This window comes from Pandoraea sp. PE-S2T-3 (assembly GCF_002179965.1).
Classification (GTDB): domain Bacteria; phylum Pseudomonadota; class Gammaproteobacteria; order Burkholderiales; family Burkholderiaceae; genus Pandoraea.
This window is the reverse complement of sequence record NZ_NGUQ01000035.1, coordinates 416,472-441,246: the sequence shown is the minus strand read 5'-3', so window position 1 is coordinate 441,246 and position 24,775 is coordinate 416,472. Positions and strand designations below refer to the sequence as shown.

General features: G+C 62.3%; 20 protein-coding genes and 1 tRNA gene. 16 read left to right on the top strand and 5 right to left on the bottom strand.

Going from position 1 to position 24,775, the window contains the following annotated elements:
- Nucleotides 1-226: 226 nt before the first annotated feature.
- The 7 genes from pstS to phoR all read left to right on the top strand — a co-directional run bounded on the left by pstS (nt 227) and on the right by phoR (nt 7,077).
- Complete coding sequence (gene pstS, locus CDV46_RS22400) at nt 227-1,261, top strand: phosphate ABC transporter substrate-binding protein PstS (protein ID WP_058377911.1); 1,035 nt, start codon at nt 227-229, stop codon at nt 1,259-1,261.
- A gap of 137 nt (nt 1,262-1,398) precedes the next feature.
- Nucleotides 1,399-2,379, top strand: coding sequence for a phosphate ABC transporter permease PstC (gene pstC, locus CDV46_RS22395; protein WP_087686763.1), 981 nt, complete (start codon nt 1,399-1,401; stop codon nt 2,377-2,379).
- Entirely contained in the window at nt 2,380-3,276 is an 897-nt protein-coding gene (gene pstA, locus CDV46_RS22390) for a phosphate ABC transporter permease PstA (RefSeq protein WP_058377913.1), read from the top strand.
- 59 nt (nt 3,277-3,335) lie between these two features.
- Complete coding sequence (gene pstB, locus CDV46_RS22385) at nt 3,336-4,118, top strand: phosphate ABC transporter ATP-binding protein PstB (RefSeq protein ID WP_087686764.1); 783 nt, start codon at nt 3,336-3,338, stop codon at nt 4,116-4,118.
- A gap of 22 nt (nt 4,119-4,140) precedes the next feature.
- Nucleotides 4,141-4,848, top strand: a complete 708-nt coding sequence (phoU, locus tag CDV46_RS22380; RefSeq protein WP_058377915.1) for a phosphate signaling complex protein PhoU — start codon at nt 4,141-4,143, stop codon at nt 4,846-4,848.
- A 36-nt stretch (nt 4,849-4,884) separates the two neighbouring features.
- Nucleotides 4,885-5,586, top strand: a complete 702-nt coding sequence (gene phoB, locus CDV46_RS22375; RefSeq protein WP_058377916.1) for a phosphate regulon transcriptional regulator PhoB — start codon at nt 4,885-4,887, stop codon at nt 5,584-5,586.
- A gap of 138 nt (nt 5,587-5,724) precedes the next feature.
- Entirely contained in the window at nt 5,725-7,077 is a 1,353-nt protein-coding gene (gene phoR, locus CDV46_RS22370; protein WP_087686765.1) for a phosphate regulon sensor histidine kinase PhoR, read from the top strand.
- Between the two features lie 100 nt (nt 7,078-7,177).
- On the opposite strand, the gene ppk1 is transcribed toward phoR, so the two are convergent.
- Nucleotides 7,178-9,292 (bottom strand): polyphosphate kinase 1, encoded by a 2,115-nt coding sequence (gene ppk1 / locus CDV46_RS22365; protein WP_087686766.1) that lies wholly within the window; start codon nt 9,290-9,292, stop codon nt 7,178-7,180.
- 152 nt (nt 9,293-9,444) lie between these two features.
- On the opposite strand from ppk1, the gene ppx reads away from it, so the two are divergent.
- On the top strand, nt 9,445-10,965 hold the full coding sequence (ppx, locus tag CDV46_RS22360; protein WP_087725053.1) for an exopolyphosphatase: 1,521 nt from the start codon (nt 9,445-9,447) through the stop codon (nt 10,963-10,965).
- A 156-nt stretch (nt 10,966-11,121) separates the two neighbouring features.
- Here the strand turns inward: ppx and CDV46_RS22355 are convergent, their stop codons facing one another.
- Nucleotides 11,122-11,955, bottom strand: coding sequence for a GNAT family N-acetyltransferase (locus CDV46_RS22355; protein ID WP_058377920.1), 834 nt, complete (start codon nt 11,953-11,955; stop codon nt 11,122-11,124).
- A gap of 179 nt (nt 11,956-12,134) precedes the next feature.
- Nucleotides 12,135-12,611, bottom strand: a complete 477-nt coding sequence (locus tag CDV46_RS22350) for a SixA phosphatase family protein (protein WP_058380175.1) — start codon at nt 12,609-12,611, stop codon at nt 12,135-12,137.
- A 209-nt stretch (nt 12,612-12,820) separates the two neighbouring features.
- Here CDV46_RS22350 and CDV46_RS22345 point away from each other — a divergent pair.
- Nucleotides 12,821-12,897 (top strand) — tRNA-Pro (locus tag CDV46_RS22345).
- A 760-nt stretch (nt 12,898-13,657) separates the two neighbouring features.
- Nucleotides 13,658-13,915, top strand: a complete 258-nt coding sequence (locus CDV46_RS22340) for a ribbon-helix-helix domain-containing protein (protein WP_087725052.1) — start codon at nt 13,658-13,660, stop codon at nt 13,913-13,915.
- A gap of 183 nt (nt 13,916-14,098) precedes the next feature.
- On the opposite strand, the gene CDV46_RS22335 is transcribed toward CDV46_RS22340, so the two are convergent.
- Entirely contained in the window at nt 14,099-15,025 is a 927-nt protein-coding gene (locus tag CDV46_RS22335; protein WP_087686826.1) for a LysR family transcriptional regulator, read from the bottom strand.
- Nucleotides 15,026-15,123: 98 nt separating this feature from the next.
- Here CDV46_RS22335 and CDV46_RS22330 point away from each other — a divergent pair, with 98 nt between their 5' ends.
- The 3 genes from CDV46_RS22330 (at nt 15,124) to CDV46_RS22320 (ending at nt 21,161) form a co-directional block, all read left to right on the top strand.
- A complete protein-coding gene (locus tag CDV46_RS22330) occupies nt 15,124-18,597 on the top strand; it encodes a molybdopterin-dependent oxidoreductase (protein WP_087725050.1) in 3,474 nt (1,157 codons plus the stop codon).
- A gap of 34 nt (nt 18,598-18,631) precedes the next feature.
- Nucleotides 18,632-19,570: an ornithine cyclodeaminase family protein gene (locus CDV46_RS22325; RefSeq protein ID WP_087725048.1), complete on the top strand. Its 939-nt coding sequence runs from the start codon at nt 18,632-18,634 to the stop codon at nt 19,568-19,570.
- 142 nt (nt 19,571-19,712) lie between these two features.
- Nucleotides 19,713-21,161: a short-chain fatty acid transporter gene (locus CDV46_RS22320; RefSeq protein WP_087725045.1), complete on the top strand. Its 1,449-nt coding sequence runs from the start codon at nt 19,713-19,715 to the stop codon at nt 21,159-21,161.
- A gap of 11 nt (nt 21,162-21,172) precedes the next feature.
- Here CDV46_RS22320 and CDV46_RS22315 read toward each other — a convergent pair whose 3' ends face one another.
- The gene (locus tag CDV46_RS22315; RefSeq protein WP_087686830.1) at nt 21,173-22,063 is read right to left on the bottom strand and encodes an AraC family transcriptional regulator; all 891 of its coding nucleotides are present in this window, start codon (nt 22,061-22,063) and stop codon (nt 21,173-21,175) included.
- Nucleotides 22,064-22,213: 150 nt separating this feature from the next.
- Here CDV46_RS22315 and CDV46_RS22310 point away from each other — a divergent pair, with 150 nt between their 5' ends.
- The 3 genes from CDV46_RS22310 to CDV46_RS27230 all read left to right on the top strand — a co-directional run bounded on the left by CDV46_RS22310 (nt 22,214) and on the right by CDV46_RS27230 (nt 24,405).
- The gene (locus tag CDV46_RS22310) at nt 22,214-22,918 is read left to right on the top strand and encodes an O-methyltransferase (RefSeq protein ID WP_087725043.1); all 705 of its coding nucleotides are present in this window, start codon (nt 22,214-22,216) and stop codon (nt 22,916-22,918) included.
- Between the two features lie 2 nt (nt 22,919-22,920).
- Nucleotides 22,921-23,655, top strand: a complete 735-nt coding sequence (locus tag CDV46_RS22305; protein ID WP_176399154.1) for a siderophore-interacting protein — start codon at nt 22,921-22,923, stop codon at nt 23,653-23,655.
- A gap of 198 nt (nt 23,656-23,853) precedes the next feature.
- Entirely contained in the window at nt 23,854-24,405 is a 552-nt protein-coding gene (locus CDV46_RS27230) for a hypothetical protein (protein ID WP_087725038.1), read from the top strand.
- The last annotated feature ends 370 nt before the right edge of the window (nt 24,406-24,775 follow it).

Below are 24,775 nucleotides of genomic sequence, written 5' to 3'. Positions count from 1 at the left end.
CCCCCTCGTAAATCGCGATACATTGTCTTAGGAAAGCTCCGAAAGCCGCGCCGATATTGGGTTTCACGAAAATGCCATCGACACCGCGCACTGTGTCGAATGTGACATTCCCGGGGCGGTGAGATGACAGTCAGATGGTGAATATCCGGAAATGACACATGATTGTCACATTCGGACTCTATTCTTCGAGCCATCCACACGCTGTACACACCACTCGGAGAAATCCATGAAGCTGATGAAGACTGCGATTGCCGGCCTGGCTGGCGCACTGTTCGCCGCTGGCGCAATTGCGGGCGAGATTACCGGCGCCGGCAGCACGTTCGCGGCCCCTATCTACACGAAGTGGGCCGATTCGTACCAGAAGGCGACCTCGAACAAGGTCAACTATCAAGGTATCGGTTCCTCGGGCGGCATCAAGCAAATTCAAGCCAAGACCGTCGATTTCGCCGGTTCTGACGCCCCGCTGACGGACGAAGAGCTGGCCAAGCAAGGCCTGTTCCAGTTCCCGACGGTGGTTGGCGGCATCGTGCCGGTGATCAACGTTCCGGGCGTGAAGCCGGGCGAGCTGGTGCTGTCGGGTGAACTGCTCGGCGACATCTACCTGGGCAAGATCAAGAAGTGGAACGACCCGGCCATCGCCAAGCTGAACCCGAAGGTCAAGCTGCCGGATACCGACATCGCTGTGGTTCGCCGCGCCGACGGTTCGGGCACGAGCTTCGTGTTCACGAACTACCTGTCGAAGGTCAACGCCGAATGGAAGAGCAAGGTTGGCGAAGGCACGACGGTGAACTGGCCGACGGGTACGGGCGGTAAGGGCAACGACGGCGTCGCCGCCTTCGTGCAACGTCTGCCGGGCGCTATCGGCTACGTGGAATCGGCTTACGCCAAGCAGAACAAGCTGACGTACACGGCCCTGACCAACGCCGCTGGCAAGGTTGTCGAGCCGAACGCCGAAACGTTCAAGACGGCTGCCGGTCACGCCGAATGGTCGAAGACGTTCTACCAGATCCTGACGAACGAGCCGGGCGAAAAGTCGTGGCCGATCGTGGCTGCCACGTTCGTTCTGCTGCACCAGAAGGCTGACGCCGGCAAGGAAGCGCAAAGCGCCGAAGTGCTGAAGTTCTTCGACTGGTCGTTCAAGAACGGCAACCAGACCGCGACGGAACTGGACTACATTCCGCTGCCGGAAGATGTCCTGAAGCAAATCCGCGCCGGCTGGAAGGCAAAGGTGGCCGATTCGGCCAACAAGGCTGGCATCTAAGACGCCTGCCCGGCACCGTGCCACGCTTTGCGGCGTAGCACGGTGCTCCAGACCTGCTTTATCCGCGCCGCCCGCGCCGCCGCCTGATGGTTGATCCGGCAACGGCTGGCGGCGCGTCTCACGAAAGAGACGACATCATGGCAGAAGCCACCAGCCCCCTCGCAACGCCGGGCGCCGCTACGCAGCGGGCTCCGTCTTCCGCTGGCGACATCCTTTTCGCACTGATCGCCCGCGCCGCCGCCGTTATCACGCTGCTCCTGCTGGGCGGAATCATTGTGTCGCTCATCGTGAGCGCACTGCCGTCCATCCAGAAGTTCGGTTTTGCGTTCCTGTGGACGAAAGAATGGGATCCCCCTGCTGAACAGTTCGGGGCACTGGTGCCGATCTACGGCACGATCGTGACGTCGATCATCGCGCTTCTTATCGCTGTGCCGGTCAGTTTCGGCATTGCGCTGTTTCTCACTGAACTCTCGCCCGTATGGCTGCGTCGCCCGCTGGGCACCGCCATCGAGCTGCTGGCCGCTATTCCGAGCATCGTCTACGGGATGTGGGGTCTGCTGGTTTTCGCTCCGATCTTCAGCCAGTACTTCCAGAAGCCGCTGCAAGGCCTGCTTGGCAACGTGCCGGTGATCGGCGCGTTGTTTCAGGGCCCGCCGCTGGGCATCGGTATCCTGCCGGCCGGCGTGATCCTCGCGATCATGATCATTCCGTACGTCGCCTCGGTCATGCGCGACGTGTTCGAAGTGACGCCCGTGCTGCTCAAGGAATCGGCCTACGGTATCGGCTGCACCACGTGGGAAGTGATGTGGCGCGTGGTGCTGCCCTTCACGAAGACGGGTGTCATCGGCGGCGTCATGCTCGGTCTGGGCCGCGCGCTCGGCGAGACCATGGCCGTCACGTTCGTGATCGGTAACACGAACCTGCTCGATAACGTTTCGCTGTACTCGCCGGGGAACAGCATTACCTCGGCACTCGCCAACGAATTCGCCGAAGCCGGCCCGGGTCTGCATACCGCGGCCTTGATGGAACTCGGCCTGATTCTGTTCTTCATCACCTTTGTGGTGCTGGCGCTGTCCAAGCTCATGCTGCTGCGCCTCGAAAAGGGCGAAGGTAAATAAATGACCCAACAAGCGCTCGAATTGGAAACGCCCGACGTGAAGCCTACCGACGCCTTTACCCGCGTGCGGCTGCAAGCCTACCGCCGCCGCAAAAACGTCTTCGCGATCGCGATGTCGCTCGCGGCGATGGCCTTCGGCCTGCTCTGGCTGCTGTGGATTCTCTACACCACGCTCTCGCTGGGCATCGGCGGCCTGTCGCTGTCGCTGTTCACCGAAATGACGCCGCCGCCGAATACGGCGGGCGGGGGGCTTGCCAACGCCATCGCCGGCAGCCTGATCATGGTCGGCGTGGCTACGCTCATCGGCACGCCGCTGGGCATTCTGGCCGGTGTGTATCTGGCGGAATACGGCCAGAAGTCGTGGCTGGCAAGCATCACGCGCTTCATCAACGACATTCTGCTGTCGGCGCCGTCGATCGTGATCGGCTTGTTCGTCTACGCTCTGGTGGTCGCGCAGATGGGTCACTTCTCGGCATGGGCCGGCATCATCGCGCTCGCGCTGCTGCAAGTGCCGATCGTGATTCGCACGACCGAGAACATGCTCAAGCTGGTGCCGAACAACCTGCGTGAAGCGGCCTTCGCACTGGGTACGCCGAAGTGGCGCATTATCGTGAAGATCACGTTGAAGGCGTCGATGGCCGGTATCGTGACGGGCGTGTTGCTGGCCGTGGCGCGTATCGCCGGCGAGACTGCACCGCTGCTGTTCACGGCGCTCTCGAATCAGTTCTGGTCGCTGAACCTGAACCAGCCGATGGCCAACCTGCCGGTCACCATCTTCAAATTTGCCATGAGCCCGTTTGCGGAGTGGCAGGCGCTTGCCTGGGCAGGCGTGTTCATCATCACCCTTGGTGTGCTGTTCCTGAACATTCTGGCGCGCACGCTGTTCGCGAAGAAGTAACCGAACGCGACAACAAACGACGCGACGACATAACGCATACCTGACGGCTGAGACAGACCATGACGAATCCGACACAAGAAATCAAGCTGCCCTCGAAGATCGAAGTCAAGAACCTGAACTTCTTCTACGAGAAATACCACGCGCTCAAGAACATCAACCTGCGCATTCCCGACCGCAAGGTCACGGCCTTCATCGGCCCGTCGGGTTGCGGCAAGTCCACGCTGCTGCGCACGTTCAACAAGATGTACGCCCTGTATCCGGAGCAACGCGCCGAGGGCGAAATCAACATGGACGGCGAAAACCTGCTGACGTCGAAGCAGGACATCGCGCTGCTGCGCGCCAAGGTCGGCATGGTGTTCCAGAAGCCGACGCCGTTCCCGATGTCGATTTACGACAACATCTCGTTCGGCGTGCGCCTGTTCGAGAAGCTCTCGCGCTCGGAAATGGACGATCGCGTGGAGTGGGCGCTGACCAAGGCGGCGCTGTGGAGCGAAGTCAAAGACAAGCTGCAACAGTCGGGCTACGGCCTGTCGGGCGGTCAGCAACAGCGTCTGTGCATTGCGCGCGGTATCGCGATTCGCCCGGAAGTGCTGCTGCTCGACGAGCCGTGCTCGGCGCTCGACCCGATTTCCACGGGCCGCATCGAAGAGCTGATTGCCGAACTCAAGGATGACTACACCGTGGTGATCGTCACGCACAACATGCAGCAGGCGGCACGTTGTTCGGACTACACGGCTTACATGTATCTGGGCGAACTGATCGAATTCGGCGAAACCGAGAAGATCTTCATCAAGCCGGACCGTAAAGAAACCGAAGACTACATCACCGGCCGTTTTGGTTGATCCCCACGAGGAAACCTGCGACATGAACGATAAACACCTTTCCAGCCAGTTCGATTCCGACCTGAATCAGGTTTGCTCGCGCGTCCTCGAGATGGGCGGCCTGGTCGAATCGCAGATCGTCACCGCCATGCAGGGCCTCATCGGGTTCGACCGTGCATTGGTCGACGAAGTGATCGCCAACGAGCACCGTCTCAACACGCTGGAAGTCGAGATCGACGAAGAGTGCAGCAAGATCATTGCGCGCCGTCAGCCGACCGCGCGCGATCTGCGCCTGCTGCTCTCGATTTCGAAGACGATCACCAACCTCGAGCGCGCAGGCGACGAGGCTGAGAAGATCGCCAAGCGCACGCGTCACCTGCTTGAAGACGGTGCGGCACAGAGCGTGAATTTCGCCGAGATCAAGCTCTCGGGCGAAATGGCAGCGCAGTTGCTGCGTCGCACGCTGGACGCGTTTGCGCGTCTGGACATCGTGGCGGCGGCCGAAATCGTGCGCGACGACAAGGCCATCGACAATGAATTCCGTGGCTTCGTGCGAAAATTGGTCACGTACATGATGGAAGACCCGCGCACCATCTCGGCTGGCCTGGATTTCCTGTTCATCGCCAAGGCCATCGAGCGTATCGGCGACCACGCGAAGAACATCGCCGAATTCATCATTTACATCGTCAAGGGCACCGACGTCCGGCACATTTCGCGCGAAGATTTGCAGCGCAAAGTGCAAGGCGAATAACAAGCTCGACATTACTGAAGGTTTGAGAGGCAACCGATGCCCAGCAGCATTCTGATCGTAGAAGACGAGCCGGCGATTTCCGAGCTGATCTCCGTTAATCTGCAACATGCGGGTCACTATCCGATCCGGGCGTACAACGCCGAGCAGGCGCTCACGCTGATTAGCGACGTCCTGCCGGATCTCGTTCTGCTCGACTGGATGCTGCCCGGCAAGTCGGGCGTGACCTTCGCGCGCGAACTGCGGGCGAACGAGCGCACCAAGCACGTGCCCATCATCATGCTCACCGCGCGCAGCGAAGAGCAGGACAAGGTGATGGGTCTGGAGATCGGCGCGGACGACTATGTCACCAAGCCGTTTTCGCCCAAGGAATTGATGGCGCGTATCAAGGCGGTGTTGCGCCGCCGTGCGCCGCAGTTGACCGAAGATGTGGTCAGCGTGAACGGCCTGAAGCTCGACCCGGCCACGCACCGTGTGACGAGCCATCAGACGAGCGGCGACATCAAGCTCGATCTGGGCCCGACGGAATTCCGTCTGCTGCACTTCTTCATGACGCATCCGGAGCGCGTGCACAGCCGCTCGCAGTTGCTCGATCAGGTGTGGGGCGATCACGTGTTCGTGGAAGAGCGCACCGTGGACGTGCACATCAAGCGTCTGCGGGCTGCGCTCAAGCCTGCCGGGCACGATGCTATGATCGAGACCGTACGCGGCAGCGGCTACCGCCTGACGAAGTCGGTCTAAGGCGCTCTGGGCGCTCCGAGGCTGAACCCTGACGTGCGCCGTCGGCGCCGTCAGCCGTCGTTCTCCCCTGCGACTGACGATGGCGTGTGATCGTCTCGTCAGCCCCGGGTAGCGGCGGCAAACCCCTGTGCATCGTCTATGAATATCATTTGGGCCCGTGCGCTGGCGTTCCTGATCCTGCAAGCGGCCATTTCCGTGGCCGTGGGCTGGCTGCTCGGCGCGCGCGCAGGCTACGTCACCGCAATTTTCCTGCTGGTGGTGCAGCTTTTCTTCAACGTCTACCACGCGCAACGCCTCTGGCGTCTGCTCGATGCCCCGGTCTACGGGGAAGTGCCGAGCGCGCTCGGCCTGTGGGGCGAAATCTACTACCGGCTGCACAAGCTCGCGAAGCGCTGGCACAACCAGGTCAAGCAGGTCGAGCAACAGCACGCACGCTTCATTCAGGCCATTCAGGCCTCGCCCAACGGCGTGATCATGCTCGACGAGCATAACCAGATCGAGTGGTGCAACGCGATTGCCGAGACGCACTTCGGCATCGACGCCAAGCGCGATCTACGCCAACAGATCACCCATTTGCTGCGCACCCCCGCCTTCGTGCATTACCTCTCGTCCGAGCGGTATGACGAGGCGCTGATCATGCAGCACATGGGCGTGAAGCGGAACAACGTGCTCTCGATGCAGGTGTTTCCGTATGGCGACAACCGCAAGCTGATCATCTCGCTCGATGTGACTGATCTGGAACGCACGGACGCCATGCGCCGCGACTTCGTGGCTAACGTCTCGCACGAGTTGAAGACGCCGCTGACGGTGCTCTCCGGCTTTCTGGAGACAGTGGGTGAGCTGCCCCTCTCCGCAGACGAAATTCAGCGTTATGTCGAGATCATGCGTCAGCAGGCATCGCGCATGCAGAGCATCGTGAACGACCTGCTCACGCTGGCCAAGCTCGAAGGCAGTGGCAAGCCGCCTTCGGATGAGCGGATCGACATGGGCGTGCAGATGCGCACCCTGCGCAGCGATGCGGAAGGGCTCTCGCAAGGCCAGCATGCGATCGAGGTCACCGGCGTCGACGGGCTGGACGTGCGCGGCGCAGAAGGCGAATTGCACAGCGCGTTCAGTAATCTGGTCAGCAACGCGGTGCGCTATACGCCGCAGGGCGGCAAGATCTGCATCGACTGGAGTGCGACCGACGATGGTGGCGCGCGCTTTACCGTCATCGACTCGGGGCTGGGGATTCCGGCGGAACATATCCCGCGTCTGACCGAGCGGTTCTATCGCATCGATCGCAGCCGTTCGCGCGATACGGGCGGGACCGGGCTGGGGCTGGCCATCGTCAAGCACGTGCTCACGCGCCATCAGGCGGACTTGCGGGTGACGAGCGAGGAAGGGCGTGGCAGCACGTTCAGCATCCATTTCCCGCCGTCACGGGTGGTTCACCGTGCACCGGCCGATCTGCCGGCCGCTGCGCCGTCGAACGTGGCCGCTAACGGTTGATCGATTCGCCGCACAGGCTGGCACGATCCCAACGTAAAAAAAGGCGTCTGACTTAACTGTCAGACGCCTTTTTGTGCCCGCGTGTTTGTCGTTCGCGCGGTTAGTTACCCGTCTGCACGTACTGGGTCAGCTCCTGCATGAGCGCCAGTTGGCTGTTGAACGGCTTCTTGCCCGCGCGACGGCGCAGGTAGCTGCCATCCGGGCGCATCAGCCATGCGGACGTGTTGTCGCGCAGATGCACCATCAACCCTTCGCGAATCACGCGGGCCTTCAGGCGTTTGTCATGCACGGGGAAGGCCACTTCCACGCGACGGAAGAAGTTGCGTTCCATCCAGTCGGCGCTTGAGAGCATGACCTTCTCGTCGCCATGCGCATAGAAGTAGTAAATGCGATGGTGTTCAAGAAAACGTCCCACGATCGAGCGCACGGTGATGTTCTCCGAGAGCCCCGGCACGCCTGCGCGCAGCGAGCAGACGCCGCGCACGATGAGGTCGATCTTCACGCCGGCGCGTGATGCCTTGTAAAGCTCGGCAATGATCGTCGGATCGAGCAACGCGTTCATCTTCGCGATGATGCGGGCCTTCTTGCCCGCCACTGCCGCTTCCGTTTCGCGCCGGATCGCTTCGAGCAGATGCGTGTGCATGGTGAACGGCGACTGCCAGAGGCCGTGCAACTGCGTCTGCCGGCCGATACCGGTGAGCTGCTGGAAGACGACATGCACATCGGCGCAGAGCTTTTCGTCGGCCGTCATCAGGCCGAAGTCGGTGTACAGGCGTGCCGTGCGCGGGTGGTAATTGCCTGTGCCGAGGTGCACGTAGCGCTTGAGGTACGTCTTCTTGCCCTCGTGCGTGCGGCGCACGACCAGCAGCATCTTCGCGTGGCACTTGTGGCCGACCACGCCATACACGACGTGTGCACCGACCGCTTCGAGCCGCGCCGCCCAGTTGATGTTCGTTTCCTCGTCGAAGCGCGCGAGCAACTCGACGACCACGGTCACTTCCTTGCCGTTGCGCGCGGCTTCCATGAGCGCATCCATCAGCGAGGACTCGTTACCGGTGCGGTAGATGGTCTGCTTGATGGCGACGACGTCAGGGTCGCGGGCGGCCTGCAACAGCAGCTCCAGCACCGGCTGGAAGCTGTCGTAGGGGTGGTGCAGCAGCACATCGCCCTGATCGATGAGATCGAACATGGCCGGCGAGGCGATCATGCGCTTGGGCAACGCCGGCACAAACGGTGCAAATTTCAGATCGGGGCGGTCGACCATCTCGGGCAGCGGCATCAGGCGCACGAGATTGACGGGGCCTTTCACGCGGTAGCAATCGGAGTCGGTCAGGCCGCATTCCGTTTGCAGGCGGCGCACGAGCCGCGCGGGCGCACCGGAATCGACTTCGAGACGGACGGCGTCGCCGAGGTGGCGGGCGGGCAGCTCGCCTTGCAGGGCGGTGCGCAGGTTCGTGATTTCGTCTTCGTCGACGAACAGGTCGCTGTTGCGGGTGACGCGGAACTGGTGACAGCCCTTGGCCGTGAGTCCCGGGAACAGTTCGCTCGAAAATCGAAGCATGAGCGAGCTGAGCAGCACGAAGCTGTTGGGCAGCGGGGCAAGGGATGCGGGCATCGGCACCAGACGCGGCAGGGCGCGCGGGGCTTGCACGATCGCGAGTTCCGCGTCGCGTCCGAATGCATCCTTACCTTCGAGTTCGACGGCGAAGTTCAGGCTTTTGTTGAGAACGCGCGGGAACGGGTGAGCTGGGTCGAGCCCGATGGGCGTGAGTACCGGCACCAGTTCGCGCATGAAGTAGTCGCGCGCCCATTCGACTTGGGCGTCGTTCCACTGGCCGGAGGGGTGAAACGCGATGCCTTCGGCCTCGAGTGCGGGCATCAGGCTGCCGAACATGGCGTATTGCTTTTCCACGAGCGCCTGTGCCCGGGAACACACTTGCGTGTAAACTTGCTGAAAAGTCATGCCGTCGGGCGTGAGCATGCCCGGATTTTCGCGCATCTGCTCCTTGAGTCCGGCGACGCGGATTTCGAAGAATTCATCCAGATTGCTACTGACGATACAGACAAAACGCAGGCGTTCGAGCAGTGGCGTGGCCGGGTCGGCTGCCTGGGCGAGCACGCGTTCATTGAACGCAAGGATGCCAAGCTCGCGATTGAGCAGCGGATAATTCATATTGAACGTGCGAAAGACATGGGATTGGCGTGAATTCTTCATCCGTATTGTTACAGTTATATGACATTCACATTTGTCAACGACGTGTCATATTCACTTTGTAACGTATTCGTCATTTATCTGTCGAGTGCGCGTCACGCTTTTCGTGTGCAACAAAGCGTATTTCGACACTCATCGCCCAGGCGCACCCCCACATGAGTACCCCTTCGCCTTTATTAGCGGCCGTCGATCTCGGCTCGAACAGTTTTCGCCTGATCATCGGCCGGGTGGAGGAAACCTCCGCAGGCACGCAGATCTACCAGGTGGATGCGCTGCGCGAACCGGTGAGGCTTGCCGCTGGCCTGAACGCGGAAAAGTATCTCGATCACCCGTCGCAGCAACGCGGCTGGGACGTGCTCAAGCGCTTTGGCGAGCGGCTGCGGGGTTTTCATCCCGATCAGGTGCGCGCGGTCGCGACCAACACGTTGCGCGTGGCGAAGAACGCGCAGGATTTCCTCGGTGAAGCGCAGCGCGCGCTCGGGTTTCCCATCGAAGTGATTGCCGGACGCGAAGAGGCGCGGCTGATTTATGCCGGCGCAGCGCATTCGGTGCCGACTTGTCCGGGAAATCGGCTCGTCGTGGATATCGGTGGCGGTTCGACGGAATTCATTATCGGTCAGGATTACGAACCGTTGATCATGGAGAGTCTGTACATCGGCTGTGTGAGTCATAGCCGTTTGTTCTTTCCCAGCGGCAACGTCGACGACTATGCGATGAAGCAGGCCGAGCTGGCGGCGCGTCGTGAAATCCAGATCATTTCGTCGGCGTTTCGCGAGGCCGGGTGGTCACAGGCGATCGGCTCATCGGGCACGGCCCGTGCGCTGGCCGAATTGCTGGAGGCCAACGGCTTCAACGACGGCGGGGTGCATGGCCTCACGCGCGGTGGTCTGGAGCGGCTCAAACGGGCGCTCATCAAGGCTGAGAACGCTAATCGTCTGAAGCTGGCCGGCTTGAAGCAGGATCGCATTCCGGTGTTGCCGGGCGGCCTGTCGATCATGCTGTCGGTGTTCAACGAGCTTGAAGTCGATCATATGGAGACGACCGACGCTGCGCTGCGTCTGGGCGTGATGTACGACTTGCTGGGCCGTACGCAGCATCAGGACATGCGCGCGGTGACGGTCGAGCAGTTTGTGCGCCGCTACGGCGTGGATCGTGCGCAGACCGAGCGCGTCGGGCGTCTGGCAATCGCGTTGTATCGGCAATTACCGGTGGCTGGCGACGAAGCGGATGCCGACGACGGTCGCGAAGAGGATGAAGCGCTGCTCGGCTGGGCATCGTCGCTGCACGAAATGGGGCTGTCGATCTCGCACAGCGCTTATCACAAGCATTCGGCCTACATCGGCAGCAATGCGGACATGCCCGGCTTCTCGCGTCCCGATCAGGCGCGTCTGGCGGAGTTGTTGCTGGGGCACGTCGGCAAGCTGGGCAAGCTGGCGTCGCAGGCGCAGCAGGTCGACTGGCAATTGCTGTTCTGCCTGCGATTGGCCGTATTGTTTTGTCGCCGCCGCATCGACGCGCTGCCCGAGAGCATCGAGGTGAATCGTCTTGACGACGGCTTTGAGGTGACCGTGCCGCGCACGTGGATCGACGCGAACCCGCTGACCGATTACAGCTTGCAGCGTGAGGCGCAGGAGTGGGAAAAGATTGGTCAGCGCTACAAGGTGGTTTACGCCTGAACGCTGCATTTTCGCGCGCTTGCCGGTTTCCTCACGGCGCCGCTGATCCGACAAATCGACTTGGTGTTGCAGACATGAAAAAGCCCGGCAATTTGCCGGGCTTTTTTTGTCCTTTTGACGCGAACTGAATCGGTTGGGGGGAGGACGTGGCCTGTATCAGGCGTTTTGGAGTTTGCTGAGCAGTTCCGGTCCGAGGAAGTGTCGCGCGTAGCGCGGGTTCATGTCGGACAGGCGGAACATCGTCAGGAAGTCGGCGGTATTGAAATCGGGGTCCCAGGCCGGGGCACCGCAGATGCGGGCGCCGAGGCGCAGGTAGCCCTTGACGAGTGCGGGCGGCTCGACGTCGAGGCCCGATTGGAGTTCGTTGATCGGCAGGGCGATACGCGGCACGGCGTGGTACTCGGCGGGCGCCATGGCGCTTTCGCTGTCTTGCAACTTGCGATAGAGGCTGGCGGCGTAGTGACCACCGTCGGCCATGGGCACGCTGGCGCAGCCGAGCATGGTTTCCAGGCCATTACGCACCATGTACTCCGCCAGGCCGCTCCAGAGGGCCATGATGACGGCGCCGTTGCGGTAGTCGGGGTGCACGCACGAGCGGCCGGTCTCGAGCATCTTGGGGCGCAGATGGTCGAGGCGAGAGAGGTCGAATTCGCTCTCGGAGTATAGACGGCCGAGGCGCTTGGCCTGGTCGGGGGGCAATACGCGGTAGGTGCCGACAACCTTGAGCGAATCCTGATCGCGAACGAGCAGGTGATCGCAGTATTGGTCGTATTCGTCGACGTCCAGGCCTGCCGGGCCTTTGACCGATGCGCCCATTTCTTCGGCGAAGACCTGATATCTCAGGCGTTGGGCTTCACGAAGCTCGCTTTCGTCGCGTGCCCACGCCACAGCCAGATTCGGTTTGACAGGCGTTTCAGGACGAGGAAGACGCCTCCGCGACGTGGGGGTCAGCGAAGAGAGCGGCATGGTGGGGTTCGGCAGGTCGCGCATAAAGGCCCTTTTTGTGACGGTCGCGTTGCGACGTACTTTAAAAAGCATCAATGTCGATTCCGTGAACGGGAGGCGACAATTCTATGACAAAACTCGGAAATTCACGCGGCAGGCCCTAAGGAAAATGCCCGAAAGGCGCCATTTCATTGGCTTTCCGGGGCTTTCGCGTGAATTGGGAATCAAAGTAAATCGGGATTGATGACAGCGCGCACGACGACCTGACTTTCGTCTTCGCGGCGACGCGAGGCGAGCCACCAGATGCCGGCTTTCTTGATGGTCCAGTAGGCTTCCTGGCCGCTGATGAGCAGGCTGGCGAGTTGGCCGAGGGCGGGTTGGTGGCCGACGATGACGACGTTCTGGGCAGTGCCGGGCCAGTCGATGGCGCCGAGCAGGGTCATGGCGTTTGCACCGGGGGCGAGATCACGCACGATGCGGGGGCTGGGGGTGAGGGCGTGCGCGGTCTGAACGGCGCGTACGGCGGGGCTGGACAGGATGATGGTGTCTTCGGGGAGGCGGGCGCGCAGCCACAGGGCGGCTTTTTCGGCTTGTTTGCGGCCGCGGTCGGTGAGTTCGCGGGCCAGATCGGCTTGCGCGCTGAGGGCGAGGGTGGCGGGCAGGTTTTCGGCGTCGGCGTGACGCCAGAGAATCAGGTTCATCGACACGGGTTCGAGCATGTTGAACCTCCCACTATGATGGGTTTTCGTGGCGGCGGCGTGACCGTCGGCGAGACTTTTGCGGGGTGCGGCAACTGCGTAATCGCAAGCGAGTGCATGGCCATTGTGCCAGCCATCGGCAAGAATTCTTGCAGAATTGGCGCGTCTATTTGACGCAGCGCCGAGAACCCTCTACAATTCGCCCTCTTCGTCGGAGCGTAGCGCAGCCTGGTAGCGCATCTGATTTGGGATCAGAGGGTCGTAGGTTCGAATCCTATCGCTCCGACCAGCAGGATTGAAGGTGAAGGGGTTAGCTTCGGCTAACCCCTTTTGTTTTTGTGCGAGCACTACGACAAATCGTCATCGGCACCGGTCCCCCGGATATCGCCATCCTGCATCCACCACCATTCTGCCAAGGCGCCGGCCTTGAACGCTTACATGCCTCTTTGCATGTAAGCGCATTACCTTCCCCAAGCGACGGCACAGAGCGCCGAAATAGCGCTTCGGATGGCCTGTCCTGCATGTTCTCCCGGTAGGTCAAAGTCATCATTCGTTCGACGCCTAACGCCTGACAACGCAATCTGACTCGTTGTGTGCCCTGTTTTGCTGTCGCTAACTGGCTATCTTCCGAGTTTTTCGATGTGCTGTGCTTGGCTCGCGCCATGCGACAAAGGCGCTGAGCGCCCACGCGGCGGTCGATTCACCTCTACTGATCATCCCCGAAGGTTGTTCTTCGCTGCCGACCTCGCGCCGAAACGGGGAATCGCGCTCTAAACTCAGTTCCTGGTCGAACGGACGCGTAATAAAAGGCAAAGACAGCCCCCGTCTCAGCGCTTTGGAGCTCTAGATGATTTGGATCGCAGTGGCGGTTGTATCAGTCAGCGCACTCACTGTTCTCGCCACGATATTGGCGTGGAGGAACAGAAAGACGATGGGCCAGGACAGATGGTTTCGTTCTTCTCGGGCCACCGGAAGTAAGAAACTTCGACGCTTTGATCGAGCCACGACCTACTACAACCCCAAGCAATTTCGACGCCCTGGAAAAATTGATGATCAGCGTTAAATTAGGTCGCCTGCTCGAGCCCGATCTCACCGAACTTGTCGAGAAGGGCCGTCAAAGCTCGACGTGTGAGGTTCTGCGCGACGGCGTGAGGCTCATTCAAAATCAGGCGTCGCTGCTTGCGGCGTTGGACGCGGCGGTCGACCGGGCAATTGACGACTCAGACGCCGGGCGTGGTCAGCCGGCAACCGACATGCTTGACCGACTGGAGAAGAAATACAAGGCGATGATGATCGACGAGGCGTGATCGTTTACATCCCGCACAGTGCGCGAAACCACGCGGCGATTCCGTTCAAGAATATCTGGGGAAAGCGGCCGCTCACCAGTTATCCCTCAAATCGCATCCTTGCCATCCCCGGCACGCACAAAAGCACATAAAGCGTATCAGCGGCAACGACGCTTCGGCCGAGTGAGTTGCCATCCGCGTCCATCACTCCACCCCCATATGCCCGCGATCATTGATTTCGCGGATGAGTGAGCGCAGCGCGCTGACGATACGTTCGGTTAAGCCCTCGGGCGGACGGCGTTTCGCCCACACCAGTCCCACATCCATCGACGGCACGCTCGTGCTCAGATCCCGCCGCAAGATTCGTCCGCCATCGATGGACCACGGGCGATAAACCAGATCCGACAGGATCGACACGCCATAGCCCTGTGCCACCAGACTGCGAATCGACTCGATAGACCGCGTGCGGAAATGCACCACCGGTTCGACATGCGCCGCATGCCAATAGCGCTCGACCGTCTGCACGTGTTCGTCCATATCCAGCAGTAAAAACCGCTGACCGCGCACGTCATCGAGCGTGACGCTCGCCTTGTCGAGCAACGGGTGCCCGGGGCTCGTCCAAAGCCGGCGCGTGGAGCGCAACATGGTCTGCAAGACCAGCCCATCGGCCACCACATTGGACACCAGCAGCAGTGCCAGATCGATGTCGCCTGCGAGCACTGCCGCTTCCACCGCTTCGCGGTCGCCTTCGATCAATGTGAGTTCGACATTCGGAAACCGCTTGGACAACATGCTCGCCACCGATGGCAATAAATACGCCGAAATCGTCTCAGTGACCGCAAGCCGCAGGCGCCCGCCAGCATCGTCGGGCAAGGTGCGCGCTTCGTGAAGGGCATCGTCGGTGGCGTTCAGAATGCGATACGCGTGCCGTAGAAACCGTTCTCCTGCCTCGGTCGGCCGCAACCCCTTCGCATGCCGGACGAACAACTGCGCCCCCACGATCACTTCCAAATTCTGCAAAGCAATCGTCAGCGACGACTGCGACGCACTGCACCGTTCGGCAGCCCGCATCACCTGCCCAGTCTCGGCAACAGCCACGAAATATTCGATCTGACGAAGGGTTGGCTTCATTTAAAAAATCAATATTGCAAAGTATATTTTTTATATTAGTAATAAAAAAGGCCGCTGTATAGCATCGGAATATCGATTCCTATAGAGACGGACGGGACATGGTTCAGGAGGTCAAGCCCGGGTTCTGCACGCTGTGCAGATCTCGCTGCGGCACGCTCAATCGGGTGGAAAACGATGCACTGATTGCAGTCGAACCCGATCCCTCGCATCCGAACGGCGCTGCCATGTGTCGCAAGGGGAAGGCTGCGCCTGAGCTCGTGCATCACCCCGACCGGCTGACGACACCGTTGCGCCGGACTGCGCCCAAAGAGGCAGACGATCCCGGCTGGCAGCGCATCTCGTGGGACGAAGCCCTGACCGAGATCGCAACGCGGCTCGGCGACATCCGCCGCGAAAGCGGGGCGCATGCCGTGGCCTTCGGCGTGACGACCCCGAGCGGAACGCCCTTGTCCGACAGCATCGACTGGATCGAGCGCTTCATCCGGGTCTTCGGCAGCCCGAACACCGTCTACGCGACAGAAATCTGCAACTGGCACAAAGACTTCGCGCACGCCTTCACATTCGGTTGCGGCATGCCGACGGCCGACTATGCACAAGCGGACGTGATCATGCTCTGGGGCCACAATCCGACGAGTACCTGGCTGAGTCAGGCCAATGCCATCGGGCGCGGGCGTGTCCGCGGCGCGAAGCTGCTCGTCGTCGACCCGCGCAAGACACCGCTTGCCGCCGACGCCGATGCGTGGCTGCCGGTGCGCCCCGGTACCGATGCCGCACTGGCGCTCGGTCTCGCACGCAGACTGATCGACACCGGACGCTACGACGAGACGTTCGTGCGCCGGTGGACCAACGCCCCCTTGCTCGTACGAAACGACAACGGCCGCTTCCTGCGAATGAGCGATCTGAACACGACGTCGGCAGCCGGTGCATCGCCCGATGCCTTCGTGATCTGGGACGAGACCGCTGGCGCACCGCGGGCTTACGACACAACGCACGCACTAAGCCGCGACGCCGCCAATCGCGCTGCGCTGCGTGGCGAATTCATCCTGAGCGCCAATGACGGCTCGCACATCAGCTGCCGCCCTGCATTCGATCATCTTTGCGAAGGGCTGGCCGATTACGATCCGGCGACGGTGAGCGAATTGTGCGGCGTCTCGCCTGAACAACTCGATGCCGCCGCCGACCTGTTCACCGGCGCCCAACGCGTGGCGTATCACGCGTGGTCCGGCGTGGCGCAGCATGCGAACGCTACGCAAATCGAGCGGGCCATCGCTGTCGTCTATGCGCTCACGGGAAGCTTCGACCGGCGGGGTGGCAATCGCGTGATGACGCGTCAGCCCGTGAACGCCGTCAGCCAGCACGATCTGCTGAGTCCCGAGCAACAGGCGAAGGCGCTGGGCATCGATGAACGTCCGCTGGGGCCGCCAGCGCGCGGCTGGGTGACGGCACGCGACACCTACCGCGCAATTCTCGACGGCGATCCCTACCGCGTGCGAGCGCTGTTCTGCTTCGGCACCAATGTGCTGGCCTCGCAGGCCGACTACGAGATGGCGCGCGAGGCGCTCGAAGCGCTCGAATTCCACGTCCATTGCGATCTGTTCGAGACGCCCTCCGCGCGTTACGCCGATATTCTGCTGCCGGTGAATACGCCGTGGGAGCGCGAAGGACTGCGTGCGGGCTTCGAAATCGACGACCGCGCCGACGCCTTGATTCAACTGCGTCAGCGCATGGTGTCGCCGCGCGGCGAATCGCGCAGCGACAACGACATCGTGTTCGATCTCGCCGTGCGGCTGGGGATGGGCGACGCCTTCTTCGGCGGCAGTCTCGAGGCGGGCTGGAATTACCAGCTTGCCCCGACCGGACTCGACGTGCAGACGCTGCGCGCGCATCCCGAGGGCATCTCACGTCCGCAGCCGCAGTACGAGCGCAAGTACGCCCGCACCGAGGCCGGCAGTGTGCGCGGGTTTGCCACCGAGACCCGGCGCGTCGAGCTGTATTCCGAGCGGTTGCTGCGTCACGGCTATCCCCCCGTGCCAGTGCATGTGGCTGCGCGTGCCACGACCGAAGACGACACGACACATTTCCCACTAGTCCTCGGCTCAACCAAGAACGGCTACTACTGCCACAGCCAGCATCGCGGACTCGCGAGTCTGCGCATGCGCGCCCCCGACCCGGTGGTGCATCTGCATCCGTCGTTGGCAGCGCAGAAACAACTTGCCGCGGGCGACTGGGTGAGGGTGACGACACCCGTGGGCGTCGCACGTTTTCGCGCCGCGTTCGACGAGGGACTCGCAGCCGATGTGGTGCTCGCGGAGTATGGCTGGTGGCAGGCATGCGACAGCGTGGGCCGTCGCGGCTTCACCATGGCGGGTGAGCAGTCGAGCAACTACAACGCGCTGGCGACGGCGCAGGACATCGATCCCATCAGCGGATCGTCGCCGTTGCGGTCATTACGCTGCGACATTTCACGCGATGCGGCAAGCGATCCGGCGCATCGGCCGTGGCAAGGCATGGCGCGATTTCGCATTGCCGGACTCACCCCGGCGGCAGACGGCGTTCGCGCCATCGAATTCGAGCCACTCGATGAGGTTGGGCTGCCTGACTATCTGGCGGGACAGCATGTGACCGTGCGCGTGCCGATTCCGGGCCACGCGCAGCCCCGGACGCGTGCCTATTCGCTCACAGGACCGGCCAACGAGCGCGAGCGTCGCGGCTATCGCATTGCCGTGCGGCATCAGCAGGGGCGCACGCGCGAAGGCGAGGCGTTCGAGGGCACGGTCTCCAGTTGGCTTAACACCGGTGCGCGCGTGGGCGATGTCATCGAACTGGGCGCGCCGTCCGGACGCTTTGTTCTGCCGCTGCAAACCCGGCAGCCGGTCGTGTGCTTCGCCGGGGGGATCGGGATCACGCCGTTTCTCTGTTATCTCGAGTCTCTGGCAGAGCAAGCCGAGCGAGCCGAGCAAGCGACCGTGCCGCCCCCCGAGGTTTGGCTGCATTACGCGAACCGAAACGGTGCCACGCACGCGTTTCAGGCGAGACTGGCGGCGCTCGCGCTGCGTCTGCCCGGCATCCATATCGTCAATTACTACGACGCACCGCGCGACGCTGATGTGCTTGGCCGCGATTACGCCACCACCGAACGGCTGTCTGCTGCCGTGGTCACCGACGACCTGATCGCACGCCGCGCACGCTTCTACCTGTGCGGCCCGGAGCCCATGATGGCGGCCGTGATGGACGGGCTTGCCGCCCGTGGCGTGCCTGCATTCGACATGTTCAAGGAGGCGTTCCGCTCACCGAGCGCGCCGCGTGTCGATGCCGATGCCGCATGGCCGGTCACGTTCGCGCGCTCGGGGCGAGAAGCCGTCTGGACCCCCTCGCACGGCAGCTTGCTGTCGTTTGCAGAATCGTTGGGGTTGACCTTGCCGAGCGGTTGCCGCGTCGGGCAATGCGAGAGTTGTGCCGTGCGCGTGCTGTCCGGCGAAGTCGATCACATGAGCGACGTGGCGCTCGACGAGCCCGGCATGTGTCTGGCCTGTCAGGCGGTGCCGCGCGAAGCCATCGTGATCGACGCGTGAAATTTCCATCCCATTTCGAAGAGGAATCTTGTTCATGAAAATCATCGACGCCCAAGCCACCCGCGATGCATTGACGTTTGGCCCGTTGCTGGACGCATTGCGCACCATGTTCATCGAGGGTTGCGAAGTGCCATTGCGTCACACGCACGTCATTCCCGAACCGGGGATGCAGGCGGGCATGACCGTGCTGATCATGCCGGCGTGGCAGCCGGGCGGCCTGATGGGCATCAAGACGGTGAACATTGCACCGGCCAACGCACAGCGCGGCGTGCCGGGGCTGCATTCGACCTATCTGCTCTACGACGCGTGCACCGGTGTGCCGCTCGCGCAGATGGACGGCAACGAGATCACGTCGCGCCGCACGGCGGCCGCCTCGGCGCTGGCCGCCTCGTATCTGGCGCGCGAAGACGCGACGCACCTCGCGCTGCTCGGCGCAGGACGCGTCGGTTCTCTGGTGCCGCTGGCGTACCGTGCCGTGCGTTCGATCACGCGTGTCAGCGTGTGGGATCGCGATGCACAGGCGGCCGGGCGTCTGGTCGAGCGCTTGCAGGAACAGGGGCTCGACGCGGTCGTCTGCAAGAGCGCCGAAGCGGCTGTCGCCGGTGCCGACATTGTCACGTGCGCGACCCTCGCCACCGAGCCGGTGGTGCAAGGCGAGTGGCTTGCGCCCGGCGTACATCTGGATCTGATCGGCAGCTTCACGCCGCAGATGCGCGAGGCGAGCGACGCTTGTTTCGTGGGGGCTTCGTTGTTTGTCGACACCGAGGAAGCGCTGGCGAAATCAGGCGAACTGCTCGGCCCGATGTCGCGCGCGGTGTTTTTGGCGCAGGACGTGCGCGGCACGCTGGCCGATCTGTGCCGCGCGGGATGCTTGCGTCGCGAGGACGCCAGCGAGCGTACGGTGTTCAAGGCGGTCGGCACGGCGCTGGAAGATCTGGCGGCCGCCAAGCTCGTCTGGCAGGCAACGCAATAAGGCTGACAGCGTCGAGCGCGACAGCAAAAGTGGCAGGCGGCGATGCGCCGCAACCGAGGGGCAGGGGACTAGACGGAAACACGGGGCGGGCAGTGCGCGGTAGGGCATCGCCGATCAACACACACATAAGGGAACGCAGGAAATGAAACCGGGAACTTCACTATCGAGCACGATGGAGGCGCCGCAAGACGGCGGCCCTCTGGAGCGTCTGGCGGCGTCGGTCACACGTTGGTCGGAACGCTGGTTTCCCGACGCCTATCTGTTTGCGGCGCTGGCGGTCATCGTCTGCGCAGGCGGGGCGTTGGCGATCGGCGTGCCGGCCGTCAAGGTGGGGGTGGCGTTCGGCGACGGCTTCTGGAGTCTGATTCCGTTCACGATGCAAATGGCCATCGTGGCCATTTCAGGCTATGTGGTGGCGGTCTCGCCGCCGGCGGCGGTGCTCATCCGCAAGATGGCGGCATTGCCGCGCAGCGGTCGCAGCGCGGTGGCGTACGTTGCGTTCGTCAGCATCGTGCTCTCGCTGTTCAACTGGGCCATCAGTCTGGTGTTCAGCGGCTTGCTGGTGCGGGCCATTGCGCGACGCGAGAACATTCGCATGGATTACCGGGCCGGTGGCGCGGCGGCCTATCTGGGCATGGGCGCGACGTGGGCGCTGGGCCTGAGTTCGTCCGCAGCGCAGTTGCAGGCCAATCCGGCCAGTCTGCCGAAGGCGCTGGTCGAGATCACGGGCGTGATCCCGTTCTCGGACACGATCTTCCTGCCGCAGTCGATGGCGATCGCGGGCGTCCTGACGGTGGTGTCTGTCGTGCTGGCTTATTTTTCGGCGCCGCGTGACGCGCGTGCGACGTTGGCCGCCGACCTCGGCGTGTCGCTCGACGATACGACGAAGACCTATGCGAAGCCACAACGCCCGGGCGATTGGCTTGAGTACAGTCCGATCGTCACGGTGCTGATCGTGGCGCTCGGTGTGCTCTGGATCGGGCACGAGTTCACGACAAAAGACCCGTTGCTGGCGATCTCGAACCTGAACACGTACAACTTCGTGTTCCTGATGCTGGGCATGCTGCTCAACTGGCGTCCGCGCCGCTTTCTCGACGCGATTGCGAAGTCGGTCCCGTCTGTGGCCGGCGTGTTGATCCAGTTCCCGCTGTATGGCGGCATCGCGTATCTGCTGACCAAAGCGCCGGGCATCGATGGGCAGACGCTCTCACATCACTTGTCGAGCTTCTTCGTGGCGATCTCGTCGCAGTCGTCGTTCCCCGGCGTCATGGGCGTGTATTCGGCGGTGCTGGGCTTCTTCGTGCCGTCGGGCGGGGGCAAGTGGATCATCGAAGCGCCTTACGTCATGCAGGCGGCCAACGATCTGCATGTGCATCTGGGATGGGCGGTGACGGTCTACAACGCCGCCGAAGCGCTGCCGAATCTGATCAATCCGTTCTGGATGCTGCCGCTGCTCGGCGTGCTCGGTCTGCGCGCACGTGACGTGGTGGGTTATACGTTCACGCAACTGCTGGTGCACTTCCCGGTGGTGATCGTCATGTTGTGGCTGCTGGCGCAAACGTTGACTTACCATCCGCCGGTCATGCCGTGATCTGAAGGGCGTCATTCGCCGGATACCGCCTCCGGGTATCCGGCATCCTTCGGATCAGCCGTGCTCGCAGTGCGCCTGTCCGGCAGTCTTTCCGCCATGTACCGCCCCGGCGACGTGCCGAGTGCGGTGCGGAACATCGTCACGAAACTGCCGGCGCTTTCGTAGCCCAAGTCGTCAGCCACCTGCTGAACGGAGGCGCCGCTACTCAGCCATTTCACCGCCAGCATCAGGTTGAGTTGCTGCCGCCAGCGACCGAAACTCATCCCGGTTTGCTCGGTCAGCAGACGCGAAAGCGTTCGCTCGCTCACGCCCACGTGTCGCGCCCATGTCCGTATCGTTCCGCGCTCGGCGGGCGTCTCCATGATGGCCTCGGCAATTTTGCGAAGCCGTGAATCGGACGGCATCGGCAGATGGAGATTGCCGATGGACGCGGCGGCAAGCTCGTCGAGCAGCAGCACCGCCAAGTGCGACTCCGCACCGCCTTCCGGATAGCGCATCGGAAACGAGGCCGAACGAATCACCAACTCCCGTAGCAGCGGCGTCGTCGAGATCGCACAGCACGTCGACGGCAGGTGCGAGGCGACGGCTGGATCGATGAAGGCCACGTACACCTCGACCGTGCCCGCCGCCGTCACCTTGTGCAGCACACTGCCGGGCACCCAGAGCGCGCTCTGGGGCGGCACCATCCACAGACTGCCCTCGATTTCGCAAGTGAGCGCCCCGCGCAGCAGGAGCATGAACTGCGCTTTCTTGTGCGTGTGGAAGTCCTTCTCGTGTCGATGTTCTCCATCGCCGGTGGTCGCGACATCGATACCCGCAGCACCAATGGTCACCACCGGGCGAGGGACGAGGTCCGGATCTTCCCATTCGAAGGGATCGGTCAAAGAGGTCAGCACGGGCATGGCATGAGCGCTCGGGCGCGGTTTTCAGACGATTGGCAAGAATTCAGAACATATTGGCGGAATTTCCCAATGTCGCCAAGTCGCGCCTTTTCTACCATGCATCCACGGCGAGCGGATTCTCCGCCCGCCATGGTGCATAGGAAGCGAATCATGGATTCATTGAGTGTCGGGCGTGTCGAGCAGACCTTGCAGCGGCTTTTCCTTGAGGCGGCGCAGGCCGATGGACAACTGATGGCGCAGTTCGACGCCGGCTCGACGGCGCACGCCGAGCAAACCCTCGCCGACGCCGTCGACGAGATGATGGCTGCCGAGCGGCGCGATCTGCGTGGCGTGTATCGGGGCTACGCAAAGAATTTTCTCAACGTCACGCCGGCGTATGGCCGGTTTCTCTATGAGTGCGCACGTATCTGCAAAGCGACGCGCATCGTCGAATTCGGCACGTCGATGGGCATCTCCACGATCCATCTGGCGGCGGCGCTTCGTGACATGGGCGGCGGTCATCTGATCGGGACGGAACTTGAGCCGGAGAAGGCGGAACGGGCGCGTGCGCATCTTGAAGAGGCGGGGCTTGCCGATCTGGTCGACATCCGTGTCGGCGACGCGCGCGAGACGCTTGCCGATGTGGGCGGAGAGATCGACATGGTGTTGCTCGATGGGGCGTTCAGCCTCTATCTGCCGATACTCAAGCTGCTGGAGCCGCACCTGAAACCCGGCACGCCAATTCTTGCTGAAAACGCTTTCGATCACGACAACGACTATCTGGCGTACGTCCGCAACCCGGCGAACGGGTATCTCTCGCAACCGATCCCCATCAACGAGGGCCGGGGCAACGAATTTACGGTGGTGACGCGATGAACATGAGAGCTCCCGACGCTGTGATGCCTCAACCGGGGCCCGTCAGCCGCGCCCTGATCCGCATGTTTATGAAGCGGGCGCGCATCGTTCACGCGGAAGCGCTCACCGATGACGTTCGTCTGCTGACGATCGAGAGCCCGGCGTTCCGAGGTGTTGATTGGGTGCCCGGTCAGAAGATTCAACTGACCATGGGCTCGGCCTTTGTCGCGCGAACTTACACACCGATCGAATGGGATGGCGTTGCGGGCAGAACCCGCATCGTGTCCTATGCGCACGGTAGCGGGCCGGGCAGTACGTGGGTACGTAACGTGATGCCGGGCGACGAGTGCACCGTCTTTGGCCCGCGCGCGTCGCTCGATGTGGGGCGCGTGTCAGGCGCGTGCGTGATGCTCGGCGACGAGACGTCGATTGCGTTGACGTATGCGTTTCGCCAGCGCCTTACCGAAAGCGCCGTCAGGTGTTTGCTTGAAGTCGGCGATTTGGTGGATACGCACGAAGTGCTGGGGCGGGTGGGGCTCGACGGCGTCGAATTGTTCAGTCGTTCGGCGGGCGATGAACATCTCGAAGATATGGCAAGTCGGTTGTCGGCACCTGCGATGGCGGGGGCGACGTTTGTCCTGACGGGCAAGGCGTCCTCGATTCAGCGCTGGCGCCGGGAACTGAGCGCACTCGGCGTGCCGGCCGCGAGAATCATGGCCAAAGCGTATTGGGCGCCCGGCAAGACGGGGATGGACTGAGCCGGCGTTTCTCCTGATCAACGACGGGGTGCGGCAGTGGTGACGCCGGTGTTCCCCGTCGTTGCTGGCCGAGGGCTTGATGTCGCGTGCGAGGGCATTCCGTTTTCGTCGTGATAGGATCGCTTCATCCACGTGAATGTAGTCGTGGCATTTATCCGATCCGGGCTCGCCCTCAGGCGAACACATCAGGAGGCCAGTATGTCTGCCGAGCAGAAGACGTCGCATCGCGGGTTCACCATCATCACCGTTCTCGAGCGGCTCTCCAAAGGCCGCGCGCGACTCTCCGCCAAAGTGCTGGCGAATGACGAAGGCCACAAGCAGCGGCTCGGCGGCAAGAAACTGCTGCAAGCCAAACGCTGGTTCGATCATTTCGCCGATGACCTGGCAGAGCCTGTCATCGCCGGCCTCAAGCACACCATCGATCTGGAACTGGCCGCGGCTGCGCGTACGGCTGCCGCGAAAGCGAAGGTGTCGGCCGACACCGCCAAGCCGGCAAAAGCGGTTAAGCCCGCTAAGGTTGCAAAGGCTGCCAAGCCCGCGAAAGCCGTAAAACCCGCCAAGGCAGCGACGCCGCCCAAGACGGATAAACCCGCCAAGCCGGTGAAAGCGGCGAAAGCCACCAAGCCAGCCAAGCCGGCGGCGACGCAATCCGCCAAGCTGCGCAAAGTCGTCAAGCCGGCCAAACCGGCGCCGGTCGGCACACCTGCTGCAAAGCCCTTGAAAACGGTTCCCGCGAGCGGCACAGCCTGAGTGGCTGACTGACTGTGAAAGCGTTCCGCAACTAGCAACGCGAACGACACATCGCTCGCAACGCTGTCTGAATCTGCTGCAAAAAAACGGCGCGCGCCTCTTCGGCGACGCGCCGTTTTCATTTTTGCGCGGTGTCTGCATCGGGCGAGTCACGCAGAGATTTTCAACGCATCACGTCACTTCATTGCGCCGCGCGAATAGCGAATATCACGCTCACCGAAGCAATGCGAACGTGGCTGCATATGTTGCCAATTACGAGTGTTGCAATCGCACCACTGCTGTGCGAAACGGCCATTTCTCATGTCAGAATGCACCCGCTTGCGAATGACCGGCGGTGCTTTTCCCTCATAAGGAAAGCACCGCTGATCAT

What these genes read in the sequence shown, in the direction of transcription:
- pstS (WP_058377911.1), top strand. Translation starts at nt 227, where the DNA reads ATGAAGCTGATGAAGACTGCGATTGCCGGCCTGGCTGGCGCACTGTTC.
- pstC (WP_087686763.1), top strand. Translation starts at nt 1,399, where the DNA reads ATGGCAGAAGCCACCAGCCCCCTCGCAACGCCGGGCGCCGCTACGCAG.
- pstA (WP_058377913.1), top strand. Translation starts at nt 2,380, where the DNA reads ATGACCCAACAAGCGCTCGAATTGGAAACGCCCGACGTGAAGCCTACC.
- pstB (WP_087686764.1), top strand. Translation starts at nt 3,336, where the DNA reads ATGACGAATCCGACACAAGAAATCAAGCTGCCCTCGAAGATCGAAGTC.
- phoU (WP_058377915.1), top strand. Translation starts at nt 4,141, where the DNA reads ATGAACGATAAACACCTTTCCAGCCAGTTCGATTCCGACCTGAATCAG.
- phoB (WP_058377916.1), top strand. Translation starts at nt 4,885, where the DNA reads ATGCCCAGCAGCATTCTGATCGTAGAAGACGAGCCGGCGATTTCCGAG.
- phoR (WP_087686765.1), top strand. Translation starts at nt 5,725, where the DNA reads ATGAATATCATTTGGGCCCGTGCGCTGGCGTTCCTGATCCTGCAAGCG.
- ppk1 (WP_087686766.1), bottom strand. Translation starts at nt 9,292, where the DNA reads ATGAAGAATTCACGCCAATCCCATGTCTTTCGCACGTTCAATATGAAT.
- ppx (WP_087725053.1), top strand. Translation starts at nt 9,445, where the DNA reads ATGAGTACCCCTTCGCCTTTATTAGCGGCCGTCGATCTCGGCTCGAAC.
- CDV46_RS22355 (WP_058377920.1), bottom strand. Translation starts at nt 11,955, where the DNA reads ATGCGCGACCTGCCGAACCCCACCATGCCGCTCTCTTCGCTGACCCCC.
- CDV46_RS22350 (WP_058380175.1), bottom strand. Translation starts at nt 12,611, where the DNA reads ATGAACCTGATTCTCTGGCGTCACGCCGACGCCGAAAACCTGCCCGCC.
- CDV46_RS22340 (WP_087725052.1), top strand. Translation starts at nt 13,658, where the DNA reads ATGATCAGCGTTAAATTAGGTCGCCTGCTCGAGCCCGATCTCACCGAA.
- CDV46_RS22335 (WP_087686826.1), bottom strand. Translation starts at nt 15,025, where the DNA reads ATGAAGCCAACCCTTCGTCAGATCGAATATTTCGTGGCTGTTGCCGAG.
- CDV46_RS22330 (WP_087725050.1), top strand. Translation starts at nt 15,124, where the DNA reads ATGGTTCAGGAGGTCAAGCCCGGGTTCTGCACGCTGTGCAGATCTCGC.
- CDV46_RS22325 (WP_087725048.1), top strand. Translation starts at nt 18,632, where the DNA reads ATGAAAATCATCGACGCCCAAGCCACCCGCGATGCATTGACGTTTGGC.
- CDV46_RS22320 (WP_087725045.1), top strand. Translation starts at nt 19,713, where the DNA reads ATGAAACCGGGAACTTCACTATCGAGCACGATGGAGGCGCCGCAAGAC.
- CDV46_RS22315 (WP_087686830.1), bottom strand. Translation starts at nt 22,063, where the DNA reads ATGCCCGTGCTGACCTCTTTGACCGATCCCTTCGAATGGGAAGATCCG.
- CDV46_RS22310 (WP_087725043.1), top strand. Translation starts at nt 22,214, where the DNA reads ATGGATTCATTGAGTGTCGGGCGTGTCGAGCAGACCTTGCAGCGGCTT.
- CDV46_RS22305 (WP_176399154.1), top strand. Translation starts at nt 22,921, where the DNA reads ATGAGAGCTCCCGACGCTGTGATGCCTCAACCGGGGCCCGTCAGCCGC.
- CDV46_RS27230 (WP_087725038.1), top strand. Translation starts at nt 23,854, where the DNA reads ATGTCTGCCGAGCAGAAGACGTCGCATCGCGGGTTCACCATCATCACC.